Below are 21,886 nucleotides of genomic sequence, written 5' to 3' on the forward strand. Positions count from 1 at the left end.
GGGCTGCGGAGCAGCCCCAGCGATTCTGGTGGGTGCGCAGATCCTGGGGCTGCTCCGCAGCCCTTTCGCGACACAAGGCCGCTCCTACACTGACCGCGTAGACGGCATCGATATGGGGATGGGCGAGCTATGGGAGCTGGCGATAGCCTGCGATGAGGCCAGAGCGCGATTGCGCAAAACCCACAAAGACCGCGCCGCTTGTGGTTTATGCGCACGCCGCTGCCGGCAAACGCATGCACAAGCGCAACCCGCGCTGGCCATTGACTGCCCACAGCATCCCACCCTGGCGCTCGATGGCACTGCGCGCGATGCTCAAGCCCAGACCAAACCCACCATCCCCAGGCCGCGAGCCATCCAGGCGGGTAAATGGCGCAAAGATGCGCTCCAGCTCGCCCTCGGCCACACCGCCGCCGTCATCTTCAAGGTCAATGCGCCAATAACTGCCCTCCCGCTGCCCGGCAAGCCGCACCACGCCATCGGCTGGCGAGTGGCGGATGGCGTTGCGCAACAGGTTTTCCAGCGCCTGGGCCAAGTGGTTGAGGTTGCCTTGCACCGCGCAATCGGCCGGCACCTCGCAGCGCAGCCGAGCCTGCGACCAGCCGCTTTCGTAGCAGGCGTTCTCGCTCAGCAGGTCCCACAAGGGGTGAATCTGGATCGGCTCGAACGCCACCGCCCCGCGCTCGGCGTCCTGCCAGGCCAACTGCAAGGTGTCCTCGACCAGTTGCTGCATGGCGTCCACCTCGCGGTGCAGACGCTCGCGCAGGCGCTGCAGGTCGGTCTCGCCGTCGCAAGCCACACGCAGCCGGCTGAGCGGGGTGCGCATTTCGTGGGAAAGGTCACGCAACAACTGCTGCTGCAAGGCCACCGTCCCTTGCAGCCGCTCTGCCATCTGGTCGAAGGCACGGCCCAGTTCGCCAAGCTCGTCCTTGCGCTGGGTGGTGCGCGAGTCCAGCCGCGCGGTGAGCTGGTCGGCGCGCCAGGCGTTGGCCTGCTCGCGCAGCTGGTTCAGCGGCACGATCAGCATGCGGTACAGGCCTACGCACAGCAGCAGCGTGAACAACCCGGGGATAATGCCGTTGGTCACAATTTGCCAGGCCAGGCGGTAATGGCCTGGGTTAAGGCGCTGGGGCAGCTCCATAACCAACATGCCCTGCTCGGGCACCGTGGGGAACGGCAGGCGCAGCCAGGGCTGGCCAACGATGCGCCGGCTCATCGGCCAGTCGATGCCGCGCAGGCGGGTCAGGTGCTGGGTTTGTTCGGCGTTGAGCGGCACGCTGCCCAAGGGTTGCAGGTCGGCATCGAGCACAGCGGCCCAGCCAGGCTCATGGCCCTGCAATTGCTCAAGCCAACGGTCGACCCCTTCACGCCCGCCTTCAAGCCAGGCCTGCTCTGCCTGGGCTGCATAGCCGCGCAGCACGGCGCGCGCCGGCTCGTCGAGAAAAGCGTTGCGGGTTTCCATGTGCCGGCCCCAGGTGTAGCTGAGGCCGATCATCAGCAGGCAGAAGCCCACCAGCAGAATGAACAGTTTCCAGAACAGCGAATGGCGGTTGAGCACAGTCAGTCGGCCTCGCCAGCTGCGAACACATAGCCCTTGCCCCACACCGTGCGCAGCTGGCGCTCGTGGTAGCCGATGGCCTTGAGCTTGCGGCGGATCTGGCTGACGTGCATGTCCAGGCTGCGGTCGTGGCGTGAATAACCACGCTGTAATACCTGCCGATAAAGGAAGGGCTTGCTCAACACCTCGTCCTGGCTGCGGTACAAGGTGTCGAGCAGGCGGTATTCGCTGGGGGTCAGGCCTGCCCAGGCATCGCCCAGGCTCACATCCGCGAGCGCCTCGTCGAAGCACAGCGCGCTGGCTGGCAGTTCGCGCGGAGCCTGGTTGCGCCGCTCAAAGGCAACCCTACGCAATACCGCATCGATGCGCACGCGCAGTTCGGCAAAGCTGAACGGTTTGGGCAGGTAGTCGTCGGCGCCGCGCTCGAAGCCGCTGATGCGATCCGCCTCAGCGCCGAGCGCCGACATCAGGATGACGGGCGTGGCGCTGTGCTGGCGCAGGCGGGCCAAGGCTTCAAGCCCGTTGAGGCCAGGCAGCAGGATGTCCAACAGCACCAGATCGAAGGCCTGCTGCCCGGCGGTTTCAAGCCCTTGCAGCCCATTGCGGCACCAGGTCACTTGAAAACCGCCGCGTTGCAGTTCGTCGTGCAGGTAGGCGCCCAGCACGGGGTCGTCTTCAATGGCAAGAATGCTTGAAGGGTGAATGGGTACCGGATGCATTGGCAACTGCCATCAATTCTCAATTACGTGATTATTGGGCAAGCGCTGCCGCCAGGCAACAGCGAAACGACAAGCGTTGCAGGTGCCGCCATACAGGCAAAAAACAGATACAAATGAGTGCATTGCCACTGCTCGCGGAGTAACGTTCGCGCAGATGCGCCCGGCGCACGTTTTATGCACATGACAGGAGACAGGTGTGCTCGACCGATTAGGAATCCGCAGTCGCGTGCTGTTACTGGCCTTGCTGCCAGCAGCGCTCATGGCCCTGGTGCTGGGCACCTACTTCACCTGGCTGCAACAGAGCGAACTGCGTACGCAACTGCTGCAACGCGGCAAGATGATCGCCGAGCAGTTGGCGCCATTGGCCGCACCGGCAATGGCCCACCAGTCCCCTGCGCAACTGGAGCGCATCGCCGCGCAGGCCCTGGAACAGACCGACGTGCGCGCCGTGGCGTTTCTGAGCCCGGACCGCAAGCGCCTGGCCCATGCCGGCCCGAGCATGCTCAACCAGCCGCCCAGCGGCGGCACCGGTACGCAATTGCTGCAACGCACCGGCAACGATGCCACCCGCTACCTGATGCCGGTATTCGGCCACCACCGCGACCTGGCCACCGACGCCGTGCCCGAGGAGGCCGAGCGCTTGCTTGGCTGGGTCGAGATCGAGCTGTCCCATGACGGCACCTTGCTGCGTGGCTACCGCAACCTGTTTACCAGCCTGTTATTGATACTGGTCGGCCTGAGCCTGACCGCCCTGCTGGCCCTGCGCATGAGCCGCACCATCAACGAGCCGATCAAGCACATCAAGCATGCGGTCAACCAACTCAAGGACGGCCACCTCGAAGAACGCCTGCCGGCCATGGGCAGCCATGAGCTGGATGAACTGGCAGCCGGTATCAACCGCATGGCCGAAACCCTGCAAAACGCCCACGAAGAGCTGCAGCACAGCATCGACCAGGCCACCGAAGATGTGCGTCAGAACCTGGAAACCATCGAGATCCAGAACATCGAACTGGACATGGCGCGCAAGGAGGCCCTGGAGGCCAGCCGTATCAAGTCCGAGTTTCTGGCCAACATGAGCCACGAGATCCGCACCCCGCTCAACGGCATTCTGGGCTTCACCCACCTGTTGCAGAAAAGCGAACTGACGCCGCGCCAGCTCGACTATTTAGGCACCATCGAAAAGTCGGCCGACAACCTGCTGGGGATCATCAACGAGATTCTCGACTTCTCCAAGATCGAGGCCGGCAAGCTGGTGCTCGACAGCATTCCGTTCAACCTGCGCGACCTGATCCAAGACACCCTGACCATCCTCGCCCCGGCCGCCCACGCCAAGCAGCTGGAGCTGCTCAGCCTGGTGTACCGCGACACGCCGCTGTCGCTGGTCGGCGACCCGCTGCGGCTCAAGCAGATTTTGACCAACCTGGTGAGCAACGCGATCAAGTTCACCCGCGAAGGCACCATCGTCGTCCGCGCCATGGTCGAGGACGAGCAGGATGACCATGCGCAACTGCGTATCAGCGTGCAGGACACCGGCATCGGCCTGTCGCCACAGGATGTGCGCACGTTGTTCCAGGCGTTCAGCCAGGCCGACAACTCGCTGTCGCGCCAGCCCGGTGGCACTGGCCTTGGGCTGGTGATTTCCAAACGCCTGATCGAGCAGATGGGCGGTGAGATCGGCGTGGACAGCACCCCGGGGGAGGGTTCGCAATTCTGGATCAGCATCAACCTGCCACGGGCCCATGACGATGCCGAAGAACAGCCGCTGCAAGCCCTGATCGGGCGCCGCGCGGCCATCGTCGACGGCCATGACCTGGCCCGCCAGGCCCTGGAGCATCAGCTTGAGGACTGCGGCCTGGCGGTGAGCCTGTTCTCTTCCTACGAGCAACTGCTGCAAGCGGTCAACGCGGCAAGCCAGGCCGGCCAGCCGTTCGACTTCGCCGTGCTCGGGGCCAACCTGGGCAGCCTGTCGCCCGAGCAGCTGGGCCAGTGCCATCAGCAGCTCGAACGCCTGGGCTGCCAGTGCGTGGTGCTGTGCCCGACCACCGAACAACCGCTGTATCACCCGTATCTGCCCAACGCCTATGGGCAATTGCTGGCCAAACCCACCTGCTCGCGCAAGCTGCGCCGGCTGCTGGTCGACCTGGTGCAGCCGCGGCGCATCCTCGGCGAGGCACGCATAGACAGTGGCGAGCGCATGCCCAAGGTGCTGTGCGTCGACGATAACCCGGCCAACCTGATGCTGGTGCAGACCCTGCTCGAAGACATGGGCGCGGCGGTGCTGGCTGTAGACAGCGGTTTTGCCGCCCTGCAAGCGGTGCAGAACGAGGCCTTCGACCTGGTGCTGATGGATGTGCAGATGCCCGGCATGGACGGGCGCGCCTGTACCGAGCAGATTCGCCAATGGGAAAGCACCCAGAGCGGCCCGGTGCTGCCCATCGTCGCCCTCACCGCGCATGCCATGGCCAACGAAAAACGTGCGCTGCTGCAAAGCGGCATGGACGATTACCTGACCAAGCCGATCAGCGAGCGCCAACTGGCGCAGGTGGTGATGAAATGGACCGGCCTGACCTTGGGCGCAACCTCCCAGGAGCGCGCTGCCGAGCAACTGCCGGACAGCGAACTGAAAGTGCTCGACCCTGAAGAAGGCCTGCGCCTGGCCGCCAACAAGCCAGACCTTGCCGCCGACATGCTGGCGATGCTGCTGGCCTCGCTGGATGCCGACCGCGAAGCCATCCACATTGCCCGCCAAGATGACGACCGCACCGCCTTGATCGAGCGCGTGCACCGCCTCAATGGCGCCTCGCGCTATTGCGGGGTACCGCAACTGCGCGCCGCCTGCCAACGCAGCGAAACACTGCTGAAACAGGACAGCCCGCAGGCGCTGCAAGCGCTGGATGAACTGGACCGGGCGATCATCCGCCTTGCCGAGCAGGCGCGCTTGAGCGCGTGATCGGCGCTATGCAGGTCAACACCGCGCGCCTGGCGTGTGGTTAGACTGTTGCTGTTGCCATAAAAGGACTACCGCCATGCGCGCACTGTTGTTCAGCAGCCAGCACTACGACCAGGAAAGCTTTGCCCGCAGCGCCGCTGGCAGCAACCTGGACCTGCACTACCAGCCCGCCCGGCTGACCCTCGACACCGCCCCACTGGCCCACGGCTATGAAGTGGTGTGCGCGTTCATCAACGACGAACTTGACGCTGCGGTGCTGGAGCGCCTGGCCGAGGGCGGCACGCGGTTGATTGCGCTGCGTTCGGCGGGTTACAACCACGTCGACCTGGCCGCAGCCGAGCGCCTGGGGCTGAGTGTGGTGCGGGTGCCGGCGTATTCGCCGCACGCCGTCGCCGAGCATGCCGTGGCGCTGATTCTGGCACTGAACCGCCGCCTGCACCGGGCCTATAACCGCACCCGCGAGGGCGATTTCACCTTGCATGGGCTGACCGGTTTCGACCTGCATGGCAAGACGGTCGGGGTGGTCGGCACCGGGCAGATCGGCGCGGCCTTCGCCCGCATCATGGCCGGTTTGGGCTGCCAGCTGCTGGCCTACGACCCCTACCCCAACCCCGAACTGCTGGCCTTGGGTGCCCGCTACCTGCCGCTGCCCGAGCTGCTGCGTGAAGCACGCATCATCAGCCTGCACTGCCCGCTGACCGCAGACACCCGGCACCTGATCAACGCCAGGAGCCTTGCGCAGATTCAGCACGGCGCCATGCTGATCAATACCGGGCGCGGCGCGCTGGTGGACACCCCCGCGCTGATCGAGGCGCTCAAGAGCGGCCAGCTCGGCTACCTGGGGCTGGATGTCTATGAAGAAGAGGCCCAACTGTTTTTCGAGGACCGCTCCGACCAGCCGCTGCAGGACGATGTGCTGGCGCGCCTGCTGACCTTCCCCAATGTGATCATCACCGCGCACCAGGCGTTTCTCACCCGCGAAGCGCTGGATGCCATCGCCGCGACCACGCTGGACAACATCAACCGCTGGGCGGCAGGCAATCCGCAGAATCTGGTCACAAAGTGATGCTAGGATACGCGGCATTTCTGGAGGACCCATGGTCGAGCACGATTTCCGCTACACCCTTTTCAACCCGCAACACACCTTGATCGAATGCCGCGCGCTGGTACCGGGCCGTTACCAGGTGACCGGCAACGGCGGCTCGATCCAGAAGGGTGACGCCCTGCTGGTGTCGCTCAAAGGCAGCAAGACCCTGTCCATGCGCCTGACCGTGGACAGCGTGCGCCACCTGATCAACCCGACCGGCCAGTGGGTCGCCGTGGCCCAGGGCCCGGTGTTCAACGAGCTGGAAATTCACCAGTGGCAGGTCAACTGCGACCGCTGCCAGGCGCAGTTGGACTTCGAGTTCGCCGCCGAAGCCAAACTTGGCAAAAAGGGCCACGCCCCAGCCGCCACCGCGCGCATTGCCGAGCTGGGCTGGACCAGCCAGGGCAACGCCCACCTGTGCCCCAACTGCCAGGAGCGTGGTGAGTGAAACAGTTGTTGACTGCCGCCCTGCTCGCTTGCGGCCTGGCCGGTTGCGCTTCGCAGCCTTCGCCATTGCAAAAGGAGCAGAGCTATGTGCTGGAATGGATCGGCGAACGCCCGCTGATGGACTACAGCCACCTGACCCTGACCCTGGCCAGCGATGGCCGCGCCTACGGCAATGCCGGCTGCAACCATTGGTTTGCACCGTATACGCTTGACGGCGAGCAACTGAGCTTCGGCAAGGTCGGCAAGACCCGCAAGCTGTGCTCACCGGCGCTGATGGAGCAGGAAAAACGCTTCTTGCAGGCACTGGAGACCGTGCAACGCTGGGATGTGTCGCCCATCGAGCAGATCCGCTTCTGGCCCGCCGAAGGCAAGCCGCTGCGCTTTTGGCCTGAGGAAGGCTGACGGGCCCAGGGCCCTTCGCGGGTCAAGCCCGCTCCCACGCCTGTAGGAGCGGGCTTGCCCCGCGAACAGCCGCTCAGGCGCCGCCTTTGAGCGCCTTGATCTTCGCCTGCAGGCCCTCGAGGGTCTGCTCGCCGAGCAGCTGTTCGCGCACCTTGCCTTTGTCATCGATGATGTAGGTCACCGGCAACGCTTCGCTGCGTGGCAGCTTGAAGTGCTCGGCCGGGTCCTGGGCGAGCACAGTGAAGTCGATGCCGAGGGTATCGGCAGCGGTTTTGAGCTCCGCGCCCTGCAGCCCGTCATAGTTCACTCCCAACACCTTGATGCCCTGGGCCTGCCACTGCTTGGCCGCGGTATTGAGCGCGGGGATTTCCGTGCGGCACGGGCCGCACCATTCGGCCCAGTAGTTGAGCACCAGCCAGTGCCCGTCGAGCTGTTGCGCCTGCACCGCGTTACCGTGCTGGTCCACGCCGTAATCGGCACCGCAACCGCCGAGCAACAAGCCCGCGGTAATGGCCAGTGCAGCTGCCAAACGCCTTGCCATGGGTCAATCCTTCTGCAAGTTTTTCAAAGCCTGGAGCCGATCGCTGCGGTTAGAATAGCCGCCACACCCTGCTGGATGCGACCCGCCATGACCGACCTGACGCTGTATCATAACCCGCGCTGCTCCAAATCCCGTGCAGCCTTGGAGCTGCTCGAAGAACGCGGCCTGACCGCCAACGTCGTGCGCTACCTCGAAACCCCACCCGACGCCCCCACCCTGCAACAGCTGCTGGCCAAGCTGGGCATCGGCGCGCGCCAGCTGCTGCGCAGCGGCGAAGACGAGTACAAGGCGCTGAACCTGGCGGACCCGGCATTGACCGAGGCGCAACTGATCGACGCCATGGTGCAACACCCCAAACTCATCGAGCGGCCGATTCTGGTTGCCGGCAACAAGGCTGCCATCGGCCGCCCACTGGACAACCTGGTGGAGATCCTGCCGTGAGCGACCCCTACATCCTGGTGCTCTATTACAGCCGCCACGGCTCCACCAGCGAAATGGCCCGGCACATCGCCCGTGGCATCGAGATGGCCGGCCTTGAAGCCCGCCTGCGCACGGTGCCAGCGGTTTCCACCGAGTGCGAAGCGGTGGCTGCGGACATCCCGGCCAGCGGCGCGCTGTACGCGACCCTCGACGACCTGCGCCACTGCGCGGGCCTGGCCATGGGCAGCCCGACGCGCTTTGGCAACATGGCTGCGCCGCTGAAGTACTTCATCGATGGCACCAGCAGCCTGTGGCTGGGCGGCGAATTGGTCGGCAAGCCGGCTGCGGTGTTCACCTCCACCGCCAGCCTGCACGGTGGCCAGGAAACCACCCTGCTGTCGATGCTGCTGCCGCTGATGCACCACGGCATGCTGGTCACCGGCCTGCCATACAGCGAATCGGCGCTGCTCGAAACCGCCGGCGGCGGCACCCCTTATGGGGCTAGCCATCACGCCGGTGCCGACGGCAAGCGCGAGCTCGACCCGCACGAAATCACCCTGTGCCGCGCGCTGGGCCAACGCCTGGCCAACACCGCCAAAGCCCTCGGGGGCCAACGTGGCTAAAAAGCCTAAAGTACTGCCGCCGCTGGCCTGGCTGGCGCCACGGGCGCGCCTGATGCGGGCATTGAGCCTGGCCTGCTTCTTTGGCCTGATCGCGCTGCTGGTGGTCAACAACCTGTGGTTCGCCAACCTGCACGGGGCGAGGGTCGAGGTCATTCTGGCGGTCGAGCTGGTGCCGTTGCTGTTGCTGCTGCCGGGCATGCTGATGGGCAGCGCCAGGGCGCATGCCTGGGCCTGCTTTGTGGTGAACATCTATTTCATCAAGGGCGTGCTGGCCGCGTTCGACCCGGCCCGGGCGCTGTTTGGCTGGGTCGAGGTGCTGGTGAGCCTGGGGCTGTTCATTGCCGGGCTGCTGTATGTGCGCTGGAAGTTTCAGCTGGAACGGCGCATGGCCGGCGAAGGCAGTTAGGCCCTATCGCGGGGCAAGCCCGCTCCCACGCTGCCCAGTTCTCTGCGCGACAGCGCAGCCCGTAAGAGCTGGGTGATCTCCCACAGGATGCATGAAAGCTGCTTTTGTGGGAGCGGGCTTGCCCCGCGATAGCCTTACCCCTGCGCTCAGTGGTTGACGGTATGCGCCAGCATGACCGACAACTGGCACAGCGGCCGGCCGCTCTCGGCGTGCCACTGATTGAACGCCTGTTGCACCAGCGCCAGGTCGCGCTGGCTGGTGGGGGCCTTGTCGATGATTTTCTGCGCGATCAGCGCGGCGGCCATGTCATCGGTGGGGATGAACGTATCCTTGCCAACCATGCGCAAGAACCGCGGCGCCGACAGCCCGCCCAACTGAGTACCGTGCTTGGCCAGGTATTTCCAAAGCCCGACAATATCGGTTTCGGGCCAGGCGGCGATGAACGCTGCAAAACTGCCGTGCTCCTTGGCCACATCCAGCACCATCTGCGCGTTGCGCGGCACGCTCTTGAGCTTGCCCAAGTGGCGGATGATGCGCGTGTCCTGCATCAACCGCTCCAGATGCTCGGCGCTCATCAGCACGACCTTTTCCGGGTCGAAGCCGAAGAATACCTGCTCGAACGCCGGCCACTTGGCGTCCACCAGGCTGTGCTTGAGACCTGCGCGGAACACCCGCAACGCCAAGGTCGACAGGTAGCGGTCATCACTGACCGCGCGCAATTGCGCAGGCGTGCGCGGCTGCGGCAGAAACGCCTCCAGCGCCTGGGCCGAACCAAAGCGGTTCAGGCAGTACTCATGCAACCACTGATAATCGCGCATGCGGTCAGATGTTCAGCACGTCGAGAAAACGCGGCGTGGCGCTTTCGTCGATTTTCAGACTGGTGAAGTCGAACAGGTTGCGGTCGGCCAACTGCGACGGCGCCACGTTTTGCAGGGCGCGGAAAATGCTCTCGGAACGGCCCGGGTGCTTGCGCTCCCACTCCACCAGCATGTCCTTGACCACCTGGCGCTGCAGGTTCTCCTGCGAACCACACAGGTTGCACGGGATGATCGGGAATTCGCGCATGTCCGAGTAGGCCTGGATGTCTTTCTCGTTGCAGTACGCCAGCGGGCGGATCACCACGTTGCGGCCATCATCGGCGCGCAGCTTGGGTGGCATGGCCTTGAGCGCGCCGTTGAAGAACATGTTGAGGAAGAACGTCTCGACGATGTCATCGCGGTGGTGGCCCAGGGCCATTTTGGTAGCACCGATTTCGTCCGCGAAGGTGTACAGCGTGCCGCGACGCAGGCGCGAACACAGCGAGCAGGTGGTCTTGCCCTCGGGGATCAATTCCTTGACCACCGAATAGGTGTCTTTTTCGACGATGTGGTACTCGACACCCAGGCTCTTCAGGTACGCCGGCAGCACGTGCTCGGGGAAGCCTGGCTGCTTCTGGTCCATGTTCACTGCAACGATCTCGAACTGGATCGGCGCCACCTTCTGCAGGTGCAACAGAACGTCGAGCATGGTGTAGCTGTCCTTGCCGCCAGACAGGCAGACCATGACCTTGTCGCCATCTTCAATCATGTTGAAGTCGGTGATGGCTTCGCCGGCGAGGCGACGCAGGCGTTTTTGCAGTTTGTTCTGGTTGACCGAGAGGGTGCCCATAGCGCTTGAATCCGCGAGGTGTGACAAAAGCCGGCTATTTTACGCACAAACCGCGCCCCGCTGTAGGCCTTCCGACAAAGACTTCGCGGGAATCAGCCAAGCGAGTTACAGCGCGATTTGCTCTAAAAAGCGCCGTTTGTGCCGGGTAGCGCTTCCTATACTGCGACATAAGGCCACATCCGCCCACCTGCGGGCACCTTGGCCTCGGGCCACTGGCGCGCCATGGGCAAGCCGCTGGCAACGACGACTGACAGGAGTGACCGGCATGATCCATCACGTTGTGGGGCTATTTACCCATCCTGACCAGGAATGGCGGGAAATCCGTGGCGAAGACGAAACCATCAGCCACATGTACCTGACACACACCTTGGTGCTGGCGGCGATCCCGGCCATTTCAGCGTTCATCGGCACCACCCAGGTGGGCTGGGTGATCGGCGAACGGCCAGCGGTGATGCTGACCATGGAAAGCGCCGTGTGGATGAGTGTGATGTCCTACCTGGCGATGCTCGCCGGGGTGGCGGTGATGGGCGCGTTCATCCACTGGATGGCACGCACCTATGATGCCAACCCGAGCATGGCGCAGTGCATCGCCTTTGCGACCTATACCGCCACCCCGCTGTTCATCGGCGGGCTCGCCGCGCTGTACCCGCACCTGTGGCTGGGCATGCTGATCGGCACGGCAGCGATCTGCTACACGGTGTACCTGTTGTATGTCGGGCTGCCGACCTTCATGAACATCCCGGCCGATGAGGGCTTTCTGTTCTCAAGTTCCGTGCTGGCGGTGGGCCTGGTGGTGCTGGTGGCGATCATGGCGGCCACGGTGATCATCTGGGGGTTGGGTGTGGGGCCTGTGTATACCAACTGAAGATCGGATAATTCAACCGCCACGCGGGCGGTGTGTAGGAGCGGCCTCGTGTCGCGAAAGGGCTGCGTAGCAGCCCCGGCGATTTTGCATGACGCGCAGATCCTGGGGCCGCTTCGCCGCACTTTCGCGACGCAAGGCCGCTCCTACAAGGCGCTGATTGCGGCATAATGCCGGGCCAGGAGACCCGCCCCGCCATGCCCGAGCTGCTCAAACAACGCGTCGAAACCTGCTACCAACAAGCTGAAACCTTCTTCAAACGCCCCTTCCCGCGCCCGCAAGTCAGCTTCAAGCTGCGCGGCCAGAAGGCCGGCGTCGCCCATCTGCACGAAAACCTGCTGCGCTTCAACTTGCAGCTGTACCGCGAAAACCAGGAAGACTTCCTGCGCCAGACCGTGGCCCACGAGGTGGCGCACCTGGTCGCCCACCAATTGTTCGGTGACCGTATCCAGGCCCACGGCGAAGAATGGCAACTGATCATGCGCGGGGTCTACGAGCTGCCCCCCAACCGTTGCCACAACTATGCAGTGCAGCGGCGCAGCGCCACGCGCTACATCTATACCTGCCGCTGCCCGGAACAAGACTTCCCGTTCACGGCGCAGCGCCACACCCTGGTGGCCAAGGGGCGGCGCTACCTGTGCAAACGTTGCCGGCAGACCTTGGTATTCAGCGGGCAGACGCGGGTGGAGTGAGCCACCCGCCCTGAATCACGCAACGCCTACCAGGTGCTCGGCAGTAAACTGCTGCACGCCCACCAGCTGGATCTCGAAGTCAGCGGTGAACTTGCCGTCACTGCCCAACTTGGCGTCGATGTTGCCCGAGAGGATCTCATTGGCAAAACGCAGCTGGCCGGCACCGGTGAAATCGCCGGAACCGATGTAGGTGAAGGTGTTGATGCCTTTGAGCAGCACGTTGGCGTCGATCTTGGTCAGGTCGATGCGGTCGCCTTCGGCGCCGTTGAAGTCGGTGATGACATCCCGCTTGTCGCCCAGGCCGATTTCACTGATCAGGTTGAACACAAAACGGTCTGCGCCCGTGCCGCCGGTCATGGTGTCGGTGCCCAGGCCGCCGATCAGTACGTCATCGCCTGCCCCGCCATCCAGCACATCATTGCCGGCGCCGCCATTGAGGGTGTTGTTGCCGGCATTGCCGGTCATCACGTTGGCCGCAGCGTTACCGGTGCCGTTGAGGTGCTCGGTGCCGGTCAGCACCAGGTTTTCGAAGTTGGCCGCCAAGGTCCAGTTGACCGAGGCGCGCACGGTGTCGATGCCGGCGTTGACGCCTTCGATCAGCACGTCGCGCACGTCGTCCACCACATAGGTGTCATTGCCCTTGCCGCCAATAAGGGTATCGACGCCCGCCCCGCCGTCCAGCACGTTGTCGCCGTCGTTGCCGGTGATGCGGTTGTTCAACGCATTGCCGGTGCCATTGAGGTTGCCAGCGCCGGTCAGGGTGAGGTTTTCGAGGTTGTCGCCCAAGGCCCAGCTCACCGAGGCAAATACGTTGTCGATTTCCTTGGGCGAGGTGCCGGCTTCGATGATCACGTCACCTACGTTGTCGACGTAGTAGGTGTCGTTGCCCAGCCCGCCGATCAACGTGTTCACCCCGCCACCGCCCCGCAGCACGTTGGCGCCGTCGTTGCCGGTGAGGATGTTGTTCAGTGAGTTGCCAGTCAGGTTGAGGTTGGCCTTGCCGAGCAGCTCGCCTTCTTCGATGTTATCGGCCAGCACGTAGCTGATCGAGGCGCGCACCAGGTCGCGGCCTTCGTTAAAGGCTTCGGTCACCACATCGCGCACGTTATCGACGTAATAGATGTCATTGCCCAGGCCGCCGATCATGGTGTCGATACCCACGCCGCCATCGAGCAGGTCGTCGCCCGCGCCGCCTTCGAGGCGGTCATTGCCGGCGCCGCCGAACAATTGGTTGTCACCACTGTTGCCAATCAGCACGTTCGCCTGCGCATTGCCGGTGCCGCGCAAGTTGCCGTTGCCGGTCAGCAGCAGGTTTTCGACGTTGGCGGCCAGGGTCCAGTCCAGCGAAGCGCGCACGGTGTCGATACCGCCGTTGGCCGCTTCGAGGGTCTGGTCGCCAATATTGTCGACGATGTAGGTGTCGTTGCCGGCCCCGCCGCTCATGATGTCAGCGCCAGCGCCGCCATCGAGCAGGTTGTTGCCGCTGTTGCCGGTCAGGCGGTTGTCCAGCGCGTTGCCGATGGCGTCAAGGTGGGCCGCGCCGAGCAGGGTGAGGTTTTCCAGGTTGTCACCCAGGGTCCAGCTGACCGAGGCGAACACGCTGTCGATTTCGCTGGCCAGGGCGCTGGTTTCGATGATCACGTCATCGCTGCTGTCGACGTAGTAGGTGTCGTTGCCCAGGCCGCCGATGAGCGTGTCACGCCCGCCCTCGCCCTTGAGGATGTTGTTGCCGGCGTTGCCGGTCAGCACGTTGTCGCCGGCATTGCCGGTCAGGTTCAGGTTGGCCGTGCCGAGCAGCTCGCCGTCTTCGACGTTGGCGGTGAGCACGTAGGTGATCGAGCTGCGCACCAGGTCGCGGCCTTCGCCAGCCAATTCCACTACCACGTCCCGGATGTTATCAACGTAATACGTGTCATCACCCAGGCCGCCGATCATGCGGTCCGCGCCCAGCCCGCCATCGAGCACGTTGTTGCCGGCATTGCCGGTCAGCACGTTGGCCAGGGCGTTACCGGTGCCATTGAGGTTGGCACTGCCGGTGAGTTCGAGGTTTTCCAGGTTGGCGCCAAGCGCCCAGCTCAGCGAGGCGCGCACGGTGTCGATACCCGCGTTGACGCCTTCGATCACCTCATCGCCTGCGTTGTCGACCACGTAGGTGTCGTTGCCGGCACCGCCGCTCATCTTGTCGGCGCCAGCGCCGCCGTCGAGTACGTTGTTGCCGGCGTTGCCGATCAGCACGTTGTTCAGCGCGTTGCCGGTGGCGTTGATCGCCGCGCGGCCGGTCAGGGTGAGGTTTTCCAGGTTGTCGCCCAAGGTATAGCTGATCGACGCCATCACGGTGTCGATCTCGCTGGCCAGGGTGCTGTCTTCGACGACCACGTCGCCTGCGTTGTCGACGATGTAGGTGTCGTTGCCCAGGCCGCCGCGCATGATGTCGGCGCCGCCACGGCCGTCGAGCACGTTGTCCAGGTCGTTGCCGATCAAGGTGTCGGCGAAGGCGGAACCGGTGGCGTTTTCGATCTTGGCGCCGTAGGCGATGGCCAGGCCGTCGTTGACATAGGCCCCGAGGTTGTAGTCATAGAACAACGCGCCGATGTTGCTGTAAGCCCCTTCATTCAAGTCCAACTTCACGCCTGCGCGCTGGTTGCTGGCATCGATGGTGTCGGTGCCGCCTGCGTCCCACAACGTCTGGAACACCACCTGGCCGGGCTTGAAGCTGTAGGTATCGTCGCCGCTGTGCCACTTCATGTTGGCGCCGTACAGGCGCTGCATCACCAGAATGTCGAGCAACATCGGCGTGGTTGGCTCGACGTAGGCCCTGAGCGTGTTGTCGGTGAAATACAGGTTCTGGTAGCTCATCAGGGTGAGGCGCACGTCATCCAGCTCTGTCGGCAATACCGCCGAGTTGCTGGCCGAGGCGCTGAACGGATGCTTCAGGCCCAGGGCATGACCGATCTCGTGCATGAAGGTCATGAAGTCATAGGAGCCGGGCAGCGGATTGGCCTGGTTGGTGTGCTTGCCGATCCAGACATCGCCCGCGCTGGGGTTGTTGGCCGGGTAGTAGGCCCACGCGGCGGCATCTTCATCCATATTGCTGTAGCCGCCAAAGCGCAAGTCACCGACGGTGGTGCGCGACTCGGCAACCAAGGTGAATTTGATGTCGGCCACCGCAGACCACGCTGCCAGCGCGCCGGTCACGGCAGTTTTCTGCGCGGCGGTCAGCGAGTACGCGGCGCGGTACTCGTTGCTGTCGGTATAGCGGGTGGCGAACATCGAGACGTTCGGGGTGACGAAGCTGTAGGTCAGGGGGGTGCTACCGCCGGTGAAGTATGAAGAGGTATCCCAGGCGGAGCCGGCAAGCAGACTATCAACGAGGTTGTTGCCCGACAGCGAAACACTGCGAGCCGAGGTGTAACCGATGGGGCTGGGCATTGCACTACATTCCTGAATAGACCGTGAACATCCGTGTACTCAACGCCTGGCCGGTCCGTAAATCCCAGGCAATAAAAAGTGATGGCTATTTAACACTAAATTGGCGCCAAAAGAACGTTGCGCCCGTCGGACAGGCACAAAAAAACCCATCCGAAGATGGGTTTTTTCAGGTTACCGCTGCGCTATCAGCGCGCCGGGCCTTCCGCTACGCCGAGGTCGTCGGTCGGGCGGGTGTCGATCAGCGGGGCACCACCGGAGGCCAGCTCAGCCTGCAGCACGTCGGTGTCCAGCTCCTTGACCCACTTGGCGACAACCACGGTGGCAACAGCGTTGCCGATCAGGTTGGTCAGGGCGCGGGCTTCGGACATGAAGCGGTCGATGCCGAGGATCAGTGCCAGGCCTGCAACCGGCAGGTGGCCGACGGCGGACAGGGTGGCAGCCAGCACGATGAAGCCCGAACCGGTAACGCCGGCAGCACCTTTGGACGCAACCAGCAGCACCAGCAGCAGGGTGATCTGGTGGGTGATGTCCATGGTGGTGTCGGTGGCCTGGGCGATGAACACCGCAGCCATGGTCAGGTAGATCGAGGTGCCGTCGAGGTTGAACGAGTAGCCAGTCGGGATTACCAGGCCAACGACCGATTTCTTCGCACCCAGGCGCTCCATCTTGGCCAGCATGCGTGGCAGGGCCGACTCGGACGACGAGGTGCCCAGCACGATCAGCAGTTCTTCACGGATGTAGCGGATCAGCTTGAGGACGCTGAAGCCGTGGGCGCGGCAGATACCGCCCAGTACCACCAGGATGAACAGTAGGCAGGTGATGTAGAAGCAGGCCATCAGGTAGCCCAGCTGCACCAGCGAACCCACGCCGTACTGGCCGATGGTGAAGGCCATGGCACCGAAGGCACCGACCGGCGCCAGCTTCATGATCATGTTGATGATGTTGAACATGACGTGGGCGAAGCGGTCGATCATGTCCAGCACCGGCTTGCCGTAGCTGCCCAGGCGGTGCAGGGCGAAGCCGAACAGCACGGAGAACATCAGCACTTGCAGGATGTCGCCGTTGGCGAAGGCACCGACAACGGTGTTAGGGATGACGTTGAGCAGGAAACCGACGGTGGTCTGCTGCGCGCCGGCGGCGGCATAGGCGGCCACGCTGCTGGCGTTCAGGGTGCTGACGTCGACGTGCATGCCGGCGCCCGGCTGGACCACGTTGACCACGACCAGGCCGATGATCAGCGCGACGGTGGAGACAACTTCGAAATACAGCAGCGCGTAACCGCCGGTCTTGCCGACCGACTTCATGCTTTGCATGCCAGCGATGCCGCTGACCACGGTACAGAAGATGATCGGGGCGATGACCATCTTGATCAGTTTTACGAAACCATCACCCAGCGGTTTGAGGGCGACGCCGGTTTCGGGGTAGTAGTGGCCAAGCAGGATACCGATGGTGATCGCGACGATCACCTGGACATACAGCGATTTGTACAGCGGCTGACGAGTCGTCATGGCTTAGTTTCCTCAAGTGTGCCGGCGCATCCCTTCAAGGATGTGGGCACCTGAATCGCGAACCCTCCTGCACCTGGAGGGATTTGTCATTGTTTTCGAGCAGCCTGGCAGGCGTCTGCCCGGTCTCTGATGAACACTTAGCAAGGGCGATGCCAAAATGCCCGACGGCGGTGCAAAGCCAATGTTTACGGGATATTTTTGCCCTGAGACAGGGCGCGGGGTGGGGGTTCGGCTGGCGGATTTCCGCCCGGTGGCGGGTTTCGTACAGAGGGGGTGGCGGGAATCCGCCCTGGCCGCTGTGGGAGCGGTCTTGTGCCGCGATGGGGCGTGCGTCCCTTAAATGGGCGCCTCACTCAAAATGGCTGGGGGACTAAGCGTCGGCATCACAAATGAATACGCGTAAACACCTCAAAACCACAGCAAAGAACCACAGGTATCAGCAAACCTGCACCGGCCTCATCGCAGGCTATCGCCAGCTCCCACAGAGGCCATGCGCAACCGCAACATTGCTGGTTGGACCCAATCCTATGGAAAATGATAGAGAGCCGTGGCGAGCGGGCTTGTCCCGCGTTGGGCTGCGCAGCAGCCCTGAAAACCCAAGGGGCTGCTGCGCAGCCCAACGCGGGGCAAGCCCGCTCGCCACAAGGAGATATGTCTGGCGAAAACAGGGTTGTACAAAACCATAGAATCTCCCACGGTGCCCAGTTCTCTGCGCGACAGCGCAGCCCTGCAGGGCTGGATGATCTCCTACGCAAACCGCGCCCAGCCGGCACAGAGATGCCCGCCTGCGAGGGGTGCTCGGCCTCAATCCAAGCGAAACACAATCCGGAACATCGCCCCACCGAGCGCCGAATCATCGAGCTGCAACTCTGCGTCGTAGCTATCGATGATGTCCTTGACCACCGCCAGCCCGATTCCCTGCCCCGGATGCTGGCTGTCCAGCCGCTCACCGCGCTCCAGAATGCGCTCGCGCTGATCCGGTGGCACACCCGGGCCGTCATCCTCGATGCACAACTCCAGCAGCCCCGGCGTTTCGCGCAGGCTCACCCGCACCTGCCCCAGGCACAGCCGGTAGGCGTTCTCCAGCAGGTTGCCGAGCAGTTCGAGCAAGGCGCCCTGCTCCACCGGCACACACGCCTGGGCCGGGATATCCAGGCTGACCTCGACGCGCTTGTCGCGGTAGACCTTGGCCAGCGTGCTGCACAGGCTGTCGAGCAGCGGCACGAGTTGCACTTGGTGGCGCACTAGCCCGCTCTTGCGCAGGCTGGCGCGCTGCAACTGGTAGTCGATCTGCTGGCTCATGCGCTCGATCTGGCTTTGCAGCACCTGCGCCTGGCTGCCCTGCGGCATGCTCTCGCCAACCCCCTGCAACACCGCCAGCGGGGTTTTCAGGCTGTGGGCCAGGTCGTCGAGCGAGTCGCGGTAGCGCTGGCGCTGTTCGCGCTCGCTATGCAGCAAGCGGTTCAACGAGCCGGTCAGGCGCAGCAGCTCACGCGGGTGCTCGCGGCTGAGGCCGTCACGGGCACCAGCCTCGACCTGGTCAAGCTCTACGCTGAGCCTGCGCAACGAACGCAGGCCCCAGGTCAGGCCGGCCCACAGCAGCGCCATCAGTGCCAGCAGCGCTGCGCCAAAACCCAGGTAGAGTTTTTCGCGCAGGCCATCAAGGGTGTGCTGGTACTCGCGCACCGGTTGCAGGGCGACGATGCTGTAAGCCGCGCTCTTGCCCCCCAGCAGCTTGACCTCGACGTCATAGACGAAAAACTCTTCGTTGCCTTCTTGCTCGATGCGCGCGAACTCATTGCCACGCCCGTCATAGCGCGGGCTGTAGTTGATGTGGCGGTTGCGGGTCGCGCGGGATTGCCAGACCAGCGTGCCCTGGCGGTCGAAGATGTAGCCGAGCAGCCCGGTGTACGGCAGGTTGTAGCGCTCGTCGGGCAGCAGCGCCGGCATTTGCAGGCGGCCATCCTCGATGCGCGCGGCAGAAATCAAGGTCGTGACATCCGAGGCCAGCCGCTGCTCGATGGACTCCTGCAACGCCAGGCTGAACGCCTTCTGCAACGCCGGCAGCAGCGCCAGCATGAACAGCAGCGCCAACAGCGCCGCTGCCAGCATCAGGCGTACGCGCAGCGAACGAATCAACGGCAGCGCTCGGTGAACAGGTAACCTAGCCCGCGTACGGTGTCGATGGGTTTGAAGCCGTTGTCGCCCTCAAGCTTGCGCCGCAGGCGGCCCACCAGCACCTCGATGACGTTGGGGTCGCGCTCCTCGTCGCCGGGGTACAACTGCTCTATCAGGCGCTCCTTGGCCACCACCTGCTGGTGATGGCGCATGAGGTACTCAAGGATGCGGTATTCGTAGGCGGTCAGCGCCAGCGGCGTGTCATCCAGGCTGGCCTGCTTGCGGTTGAGGTCAAGCAGCAGCGGGCCGGCAGCGATGGTCGACTGGGTAAAACCGCTGGAACGGCGCAGCAGCGCATTGAGCCGGGCTTCGAGCTCTTCGAACTGAAACGGCTTGACTACATAGTCGTCGGCGCCGGCGGCCAGGCCTTCGACCTTGTCCTGCCAGTTGCCGCGGGCGGTGAGAATAAGGATGGGGAAGGTTTGGCCAAGGCTGCGCAACTGGCGAATCAGGTCCAGCCCGCTCATGCCCGGCAGGCCCAGGTCGATCACCGCCAGGTCATGGTTGTACTGCTCGGCCTGGTACAGCGCCTCCTCGGCGTTGGCCACCGCCTGCACCACATGCCCGCCTTCGCCCAGGCGGGTGAACAGGTGATGACGCAGCAGCGCTTCGTCCTCGACCACCAGCAGTTTCATGCAGCTCTCCTCATTGTGCGGGGCCGGCACAGGATAACAGCGAAGCGACATCATCCCTATGTGCCGGCTTGCCGGTGCACCTGCTTCAGAACTTGTAGGTGGCCGCAAGGTACGTCTGGGCGCTGCTGGTCAGGCGCAGGGTGCCGTCTTTCGGCCCGCCATGCTCGCCGATTTCGGTGCTGGCGTTGCTGCGCAGGTAACGGTAGCCAAGCTCGACCGAGGCATTGTCGGTAAGTTCCTGGATGACACCGCCTTGCAGGCCGACGGCGTAACCATAGTCGGTGTCGCGGCTGGCACCGGGGGAATCCTGGGTCAGCTTGGTCACCCCCAGGCTGGCACCGCCGAACAACTTGGTGGTATCGCCTACGGGCAGGAACAGGTCGTAGCTACCCAGCAGGTTCTCCTGGCGCAGCTTGACACCGCTGTGGTCACCCGACACGTTGTCGTAGGTCAGGTAGTAGCGGCCCTGCTGATTCATCTGGCCCAGGCGCACGCCCCAGGTGTTGTCCTTGCCGATGATGCCGTCGGCGTTCAGGCCGGGGGCATTGTTTTGCAGCAGGCCGGACTTGCGCACTTTGTCGCTGGTCTGGCCGTAGGTCAGGCTGGCGAAGTTGTCGTCGGCCTGGGCCGCGGTGGTCATGCCGGCGGCGCACACCGCCATGGCGGCAATCAGGGTATTGAGCGTTTTCATGGTTCAGGTACTCCCGTTGGATGCTTTGTCTGTGTCTGGGAGCTAGAGTAGGGAGGGCGCCCTGAACCGCCGCTGAACCTTGCCTGAACAACCGCTGAACGAAGCGGCCACCGTCGTAAAAGGAGTTTCCCCATGCGTACCCTGCTTGCCCTGGCCCTGCTGTGCAGTACCGCCCTCGTCCAGGCGGCGGTGCAGACCCGCGAAATCCGCTACCAGGATGACAACGGCACTGCGCTGATCGGCTACTACGCCTACGACGACGCGGTCGAAGGCAAACGCCCGGGCGTCGTCGTGGTGCATGAATGGTGGGGGCTGAACGACTACGCCAAACGCCGCGCGCGTGACCTGGCGGCACTTGGCTACAACGCGCTGGCTATCGATATGTATGGCGACGGCAAGCATACCGAGCACCCACAGGACGCCCAGGCGTTCATGGCTGCGGCCATGAAAGACCCAGCGGCGGCGGCGCGGCGCTTCGACGCCGGGCTCGAGCTGCTCAAGTTGCAGCCCAACACCAACAAGCACCAGTTGGGTGCGGTGGGTTACTGCTTCGGCGGCAAGGTGGTGCTCGATGCCGCGCGCCGGGGCGAGAAGCTCGATGGCGTGGTGAGCTTCCATGGTACACTGGCGACCAAGACACCGGCAAAGCCTGGCGTGGTACGGGCAAAGGTTCTGGTTGAGCACGGCGAGGCCGATAGCATGGTCACCGCGGAGCAGGTGGCAGCGTTCAAGGCCGAAATGGATGCAGCCAAGGTGGACTATGAGTTTGTCGGGATTCCCGGGGCCAAGCATGGCTTCACCAACCCGGATGCCGACCGTTTGAGCCATGGTGGGCATGGCGGGCCGGATATCGGTTATGACAAGGCAGCCGATGAAAGCTCGTGGAAAGACATGCAGGCGTTTTTCAAGAAGGCGTTTGACTGAGTAAAGCCGGGGCTGCGTTGCAGCCCATCGCAGGCTGTCGCCAGCTCCTACAAAGACCGTGCACATCCACAATATCGAGGCCTGACCTGGATACCTGTGGGAGATTCTATGGTTTCGGGCAAGTCGCTTTTGATTGTGTAGGAGCGGCCTTGTGTCGCGAAAGGGCTGCG

Annotated in this window: 20 protein-coding genes; 10 read left to right on the top strand and 10 right to left on the bottom strand. The window is 63.7% G+C overall.

The window, feature by feature from the left end; all coding sequences use genetic code 11:
* Nucleotides 1-205: 205 nt before the first annotated feature.
* A complete protein-coding gene (locus HU720_RS19485) occupies nt 206-1,555 on the bottom strand; it encodes a sensor histidine kinase (RefSeq protein ID WP_186521917.1) in 1,350 nt (449 codons plus the stop codon).
* 2 nt (nt 1,556-1,557) lie between these two features.
* On the bottom strand, nt 1,558-2,274 hold the full coding sequence (locus HU720_RS19490) for a response regulator transcription factor (protein ID WP_186521919.1): 717 nt from the start codon (nt 2,272-2,274) through the stop codon (nt 1,558-1,560).
* A 196-nt stretch (nt 2,275-2,470) separates the two neighbouring features.
* On the opposite strand from HU720_RS19490, the gene HU720_RS19495 reads away from it, so the two are divergent.
* The 4 genes from HU720_RS19495 (at nt 2,471) to HU720_RS19510 (ending at nt 7,160) form a co-directional block, all read left to right on the top strand.
* A complete protein-coding gene (locus tag HU720_RS19495; RefSeq protein ID WP_186521921.1) occupies nt 2,471-5,224 on the top strand; it encodes a response regulator in 2,754 nt (917 codons plus the stop codon).
* 76 nt (nt 5,225-5,300) lie between these two features.
* The gene (locus HU720_RS19500; protein WP_186521923.1) at nt 5,301-6,290 is read left to right on the top strand and encodes a 2-hydroxyacid dehydrogenase; all 990 of its coding nucleotides are present in this window, start codon (nt 5,301-5,303) and stop codon (nt 6,288-6,290) included.
* A 31-nt stretch (nt 6,291-6,321) separates the two neighbouring features.
* Nucleotides 6,322-6,759 carry a hypothetical protein gene (locus tag HU720_RS19505; RefSeq protein WP_186521925.1) on the top strand — a complete coding sequence of 146 codons (438 nt, stop codon included), beginning with the start codon at nt 6,322-6,324 and terminating at the stop codon, nt 6,757-6,759.
* Nucleotides 6,756-7,160 carry an META domain-containing protein gene (locus HU720_RS19510; RefSeq protein WP_186521927.1) on the top strand — a complete coding sequence of 135 codons (405 nt, stop codon included), beginning with the start codon at nt 6,756-6,758 and terminating at the stop codon, nt 7,158-7,160. The genes HU720_RS19505 and HU720_RS19510 overlap by 4 nt, the downstream gene beginning before the upstream one ends.
* A gap of 73 nt (nt 7,161-7,233) precedes the next feature.
* On the opposite strand, the gene HU720_RS19515 is transcribed toward HU720_RS19510, so the two are convergent.
* Nucleotides 7,234-7,701, bottom strand: coding sequence for a TlpA disulfide reductase family protein (locus tag HU720_RS19515; RefSeq protein WP_186521929.1), 468 nt, complete (start codon nt 7,699-7,701; stop codon nt 7,234-7,236).
* Nucleotides 7,702-7,788: 87 nt separating this feature from the next.
* Here HU720_RS19515 and arsC point away from each other — a divergent pair, with 87 nt between their 5' ends.
* The 3 genes from arsC to HU720_RS19530 are packed head-to-tail and all read left to right on the top strand — an operon-like array spanning nt 7,789 to nt 9,150.
* Entirely contained in the window at nt 7,789-8,142 is a 354-nt protein-coding gene (gene arsC, locus HU720_RS19520) for an arsenate reductase (glutaredoxin) (protein WP_186521931.1), read from the top strand.
* On the top strand, nt 8,139-8,744 hold the full coding sequence (gene wrbA, locus HU720_RS19525; protein ID WP_186521933.1) for an NAD(P)H:quinone oxidoreductase: 606 nt from the start codon (nt 8,139-8,141) through the stop codon (nt 8,742-8,744). The genes arsC and wrbA overlap by 4 nt, the downstream gene beginning before the upstream one ends.
* Nucleotides 8,737-9,150, top strand: coding sequence for a DUF2069 domain-containing protein (locus tag HU720_RS19530; protein WP_186521935.1), 414 nt, complete (start codon nt 8,737-8,739; stop codon nt 9,148-9,150). The genes wrbA and HU720_RS19530 overlap by 8 nt, the downstream gene beginning before the upstream one ends.
* Nucleotides 9,151-9,296: 146 nt before the next feature.
* Here the strand turns inward: HU720_RS19530 and HU720_RS19535 are convergent, their stop codons facing one another.
* Together HU720_RS19535 and ttcA are read right to left on the bottom strand one after the other, a co-directional pair.
* Complete coding sequence (locus HU720_RS19535) at nt 9,297-9,968, bottom strand: DNA-3-methyladenine glycosylase I (RefSeq protein WP_186521937.1); 672 nt, start codon at nt 9,966-9,968, stop codon at nt 9,297-9,299.
* Between the two features lie 4 nt (nt 9,969-9,972).
* Complete coding sequence (gene ttcA / locus HU720_RS19540) at nt 9,973-10,797, bottom strand: tRNA 2-thiocytidine(32) synthetase TtcA (protein WP_186521940.1); 825 nt, start codon at nt 10,795-10,797, stop codon at nt 9,973-9,975.
* 265 nt (nt 10,798-11,062) lie between these two features.
* On the opposite strand from ttcA, the gene HU720_RS19545 reads away from it, so the two are divergent.
* Entirely contained in the window at nt 11,063-11,662 is a 600-nt protein-coding gene (locus HU720_RS19545; protein WP_186521941.1) for a Yip1 family protein, read from the top strand.
* Between the two features lie 194 nt (nt 11,663-11,856).
* On the top strand, nt 11,857-12,351 hold the full coding sequence (locus HU720_RS19550) for a SprT family zinc-dependent metalloprotease (protein WP_186521943.1): 495 nt from the start codon (nt 11,857-11,859) through the stop codon (nt 12,349-12,351).
* A gap of 15 nt (nt 12,352-12,366) precedes the next feature.
* On the opposite strand, the gene HU720_RS19555 is transcribed toward HU720_RS19550, so the two are convergent.
* The 5 genes from HU720_RS19555 to HU720_RS19575 all read right to left on the bottom strand — a co-directional run bounded on the left by HU720_RS19555 (nt 12,367) and on the right by HU720_RS19575 (nt 20,792).
* Nucleotides 12,367-15,780 carry a M10 family metallopeptidase gene (locus HU720_RS19555; protein ID WP_186521945.1) on the bottom strand — a complete coding sequence of 1,138 codons (3,414 nt, stop codon included), beginning with the start codon at nt 15,778-15,780 and terminating at the stop codon, nt 12,367-12,369.
* Between the two features lie 185 nt (nt 15,781-15,965).
* Nucleotides 15,966-17,288, bottom strand: coding sequence for a dicarboxylate/amino acid:cation symporter (locus HU720_RS19560; protein WP_186521947.1), 1,323 nt, complete (start codon nt 17,286-17,288; stop codon nt 15,966-15,968).
* An 804-nt stretch (nt 17,289-18,092) separates the two neighbouring features.
* Nucleotides 18,093-19,427 carry an ATP-binding protein gene (locus HU720_RS19565; RefSeq protein WP_186521949.1) on the bottom strand — a complete coding sequence of 445 codons (1,335 nt, stop codon included), beginning with the start codon at nt 19,425-19,427 and terminating at the stop codon, nt 18,093-18,095.
* A complete protein-coding gene (locus tag HU720_RS19570) occupies nt 19,424-20,101 on the bottom strand; it encodes a response regulator (protein WP_186521950.1) in 678 nt (225 codons plus the stop codon). The genes HU720_RS19565 and HU720_RS19570 overlap by 4 nt, the downstream gene beginning before the upstream one ends.
* Before the next feature lie 85 nt (nt 20,102-20,186).
* Nucleotides 20,187-20,792, bottom strand: coding sequence for an outer membrane beta-barrel protein (locus tag HU720_RS19575; RefSeq protein ID WP_186521951.1), 606 nt, complete (start codon nt 20,790-20,792; stop codon nt 20,187-20,189).
* Between the two features lie 132 nt (nt 20,793-20,924).
* On the opposite strand from HU720_RS19575, the gene HU720_RS19580 reads away from it, so the two are divergent.
* Nucleotides 20,925-21,716 carry a dienelactone hydrolase family protein gene (locus tag HU720_RS19580; RefSeq protein ID WP_186521952.1) on the top strand — a complete coding sequence of 264 codons (792 nt, stop codon included), beginning with the start codon at nt 20,925-20,927 and terminating at the stop codon, nt 21,714-21,716.
* Nucleotides 21,717-21,886: the final 170 nt, after the last annotated feature.

It is taken from the genome of Pseudomonas sp. SWRI51 (genome assembly GCF_014268825.1).
Classification (GTDB): Bacteria; Pseudomonadota; Gammaproteobacteria; order Pseudomonadales; family Pseudomonadaceae; genus Aquipseudomonas; species Aquipseudomonas farsensis.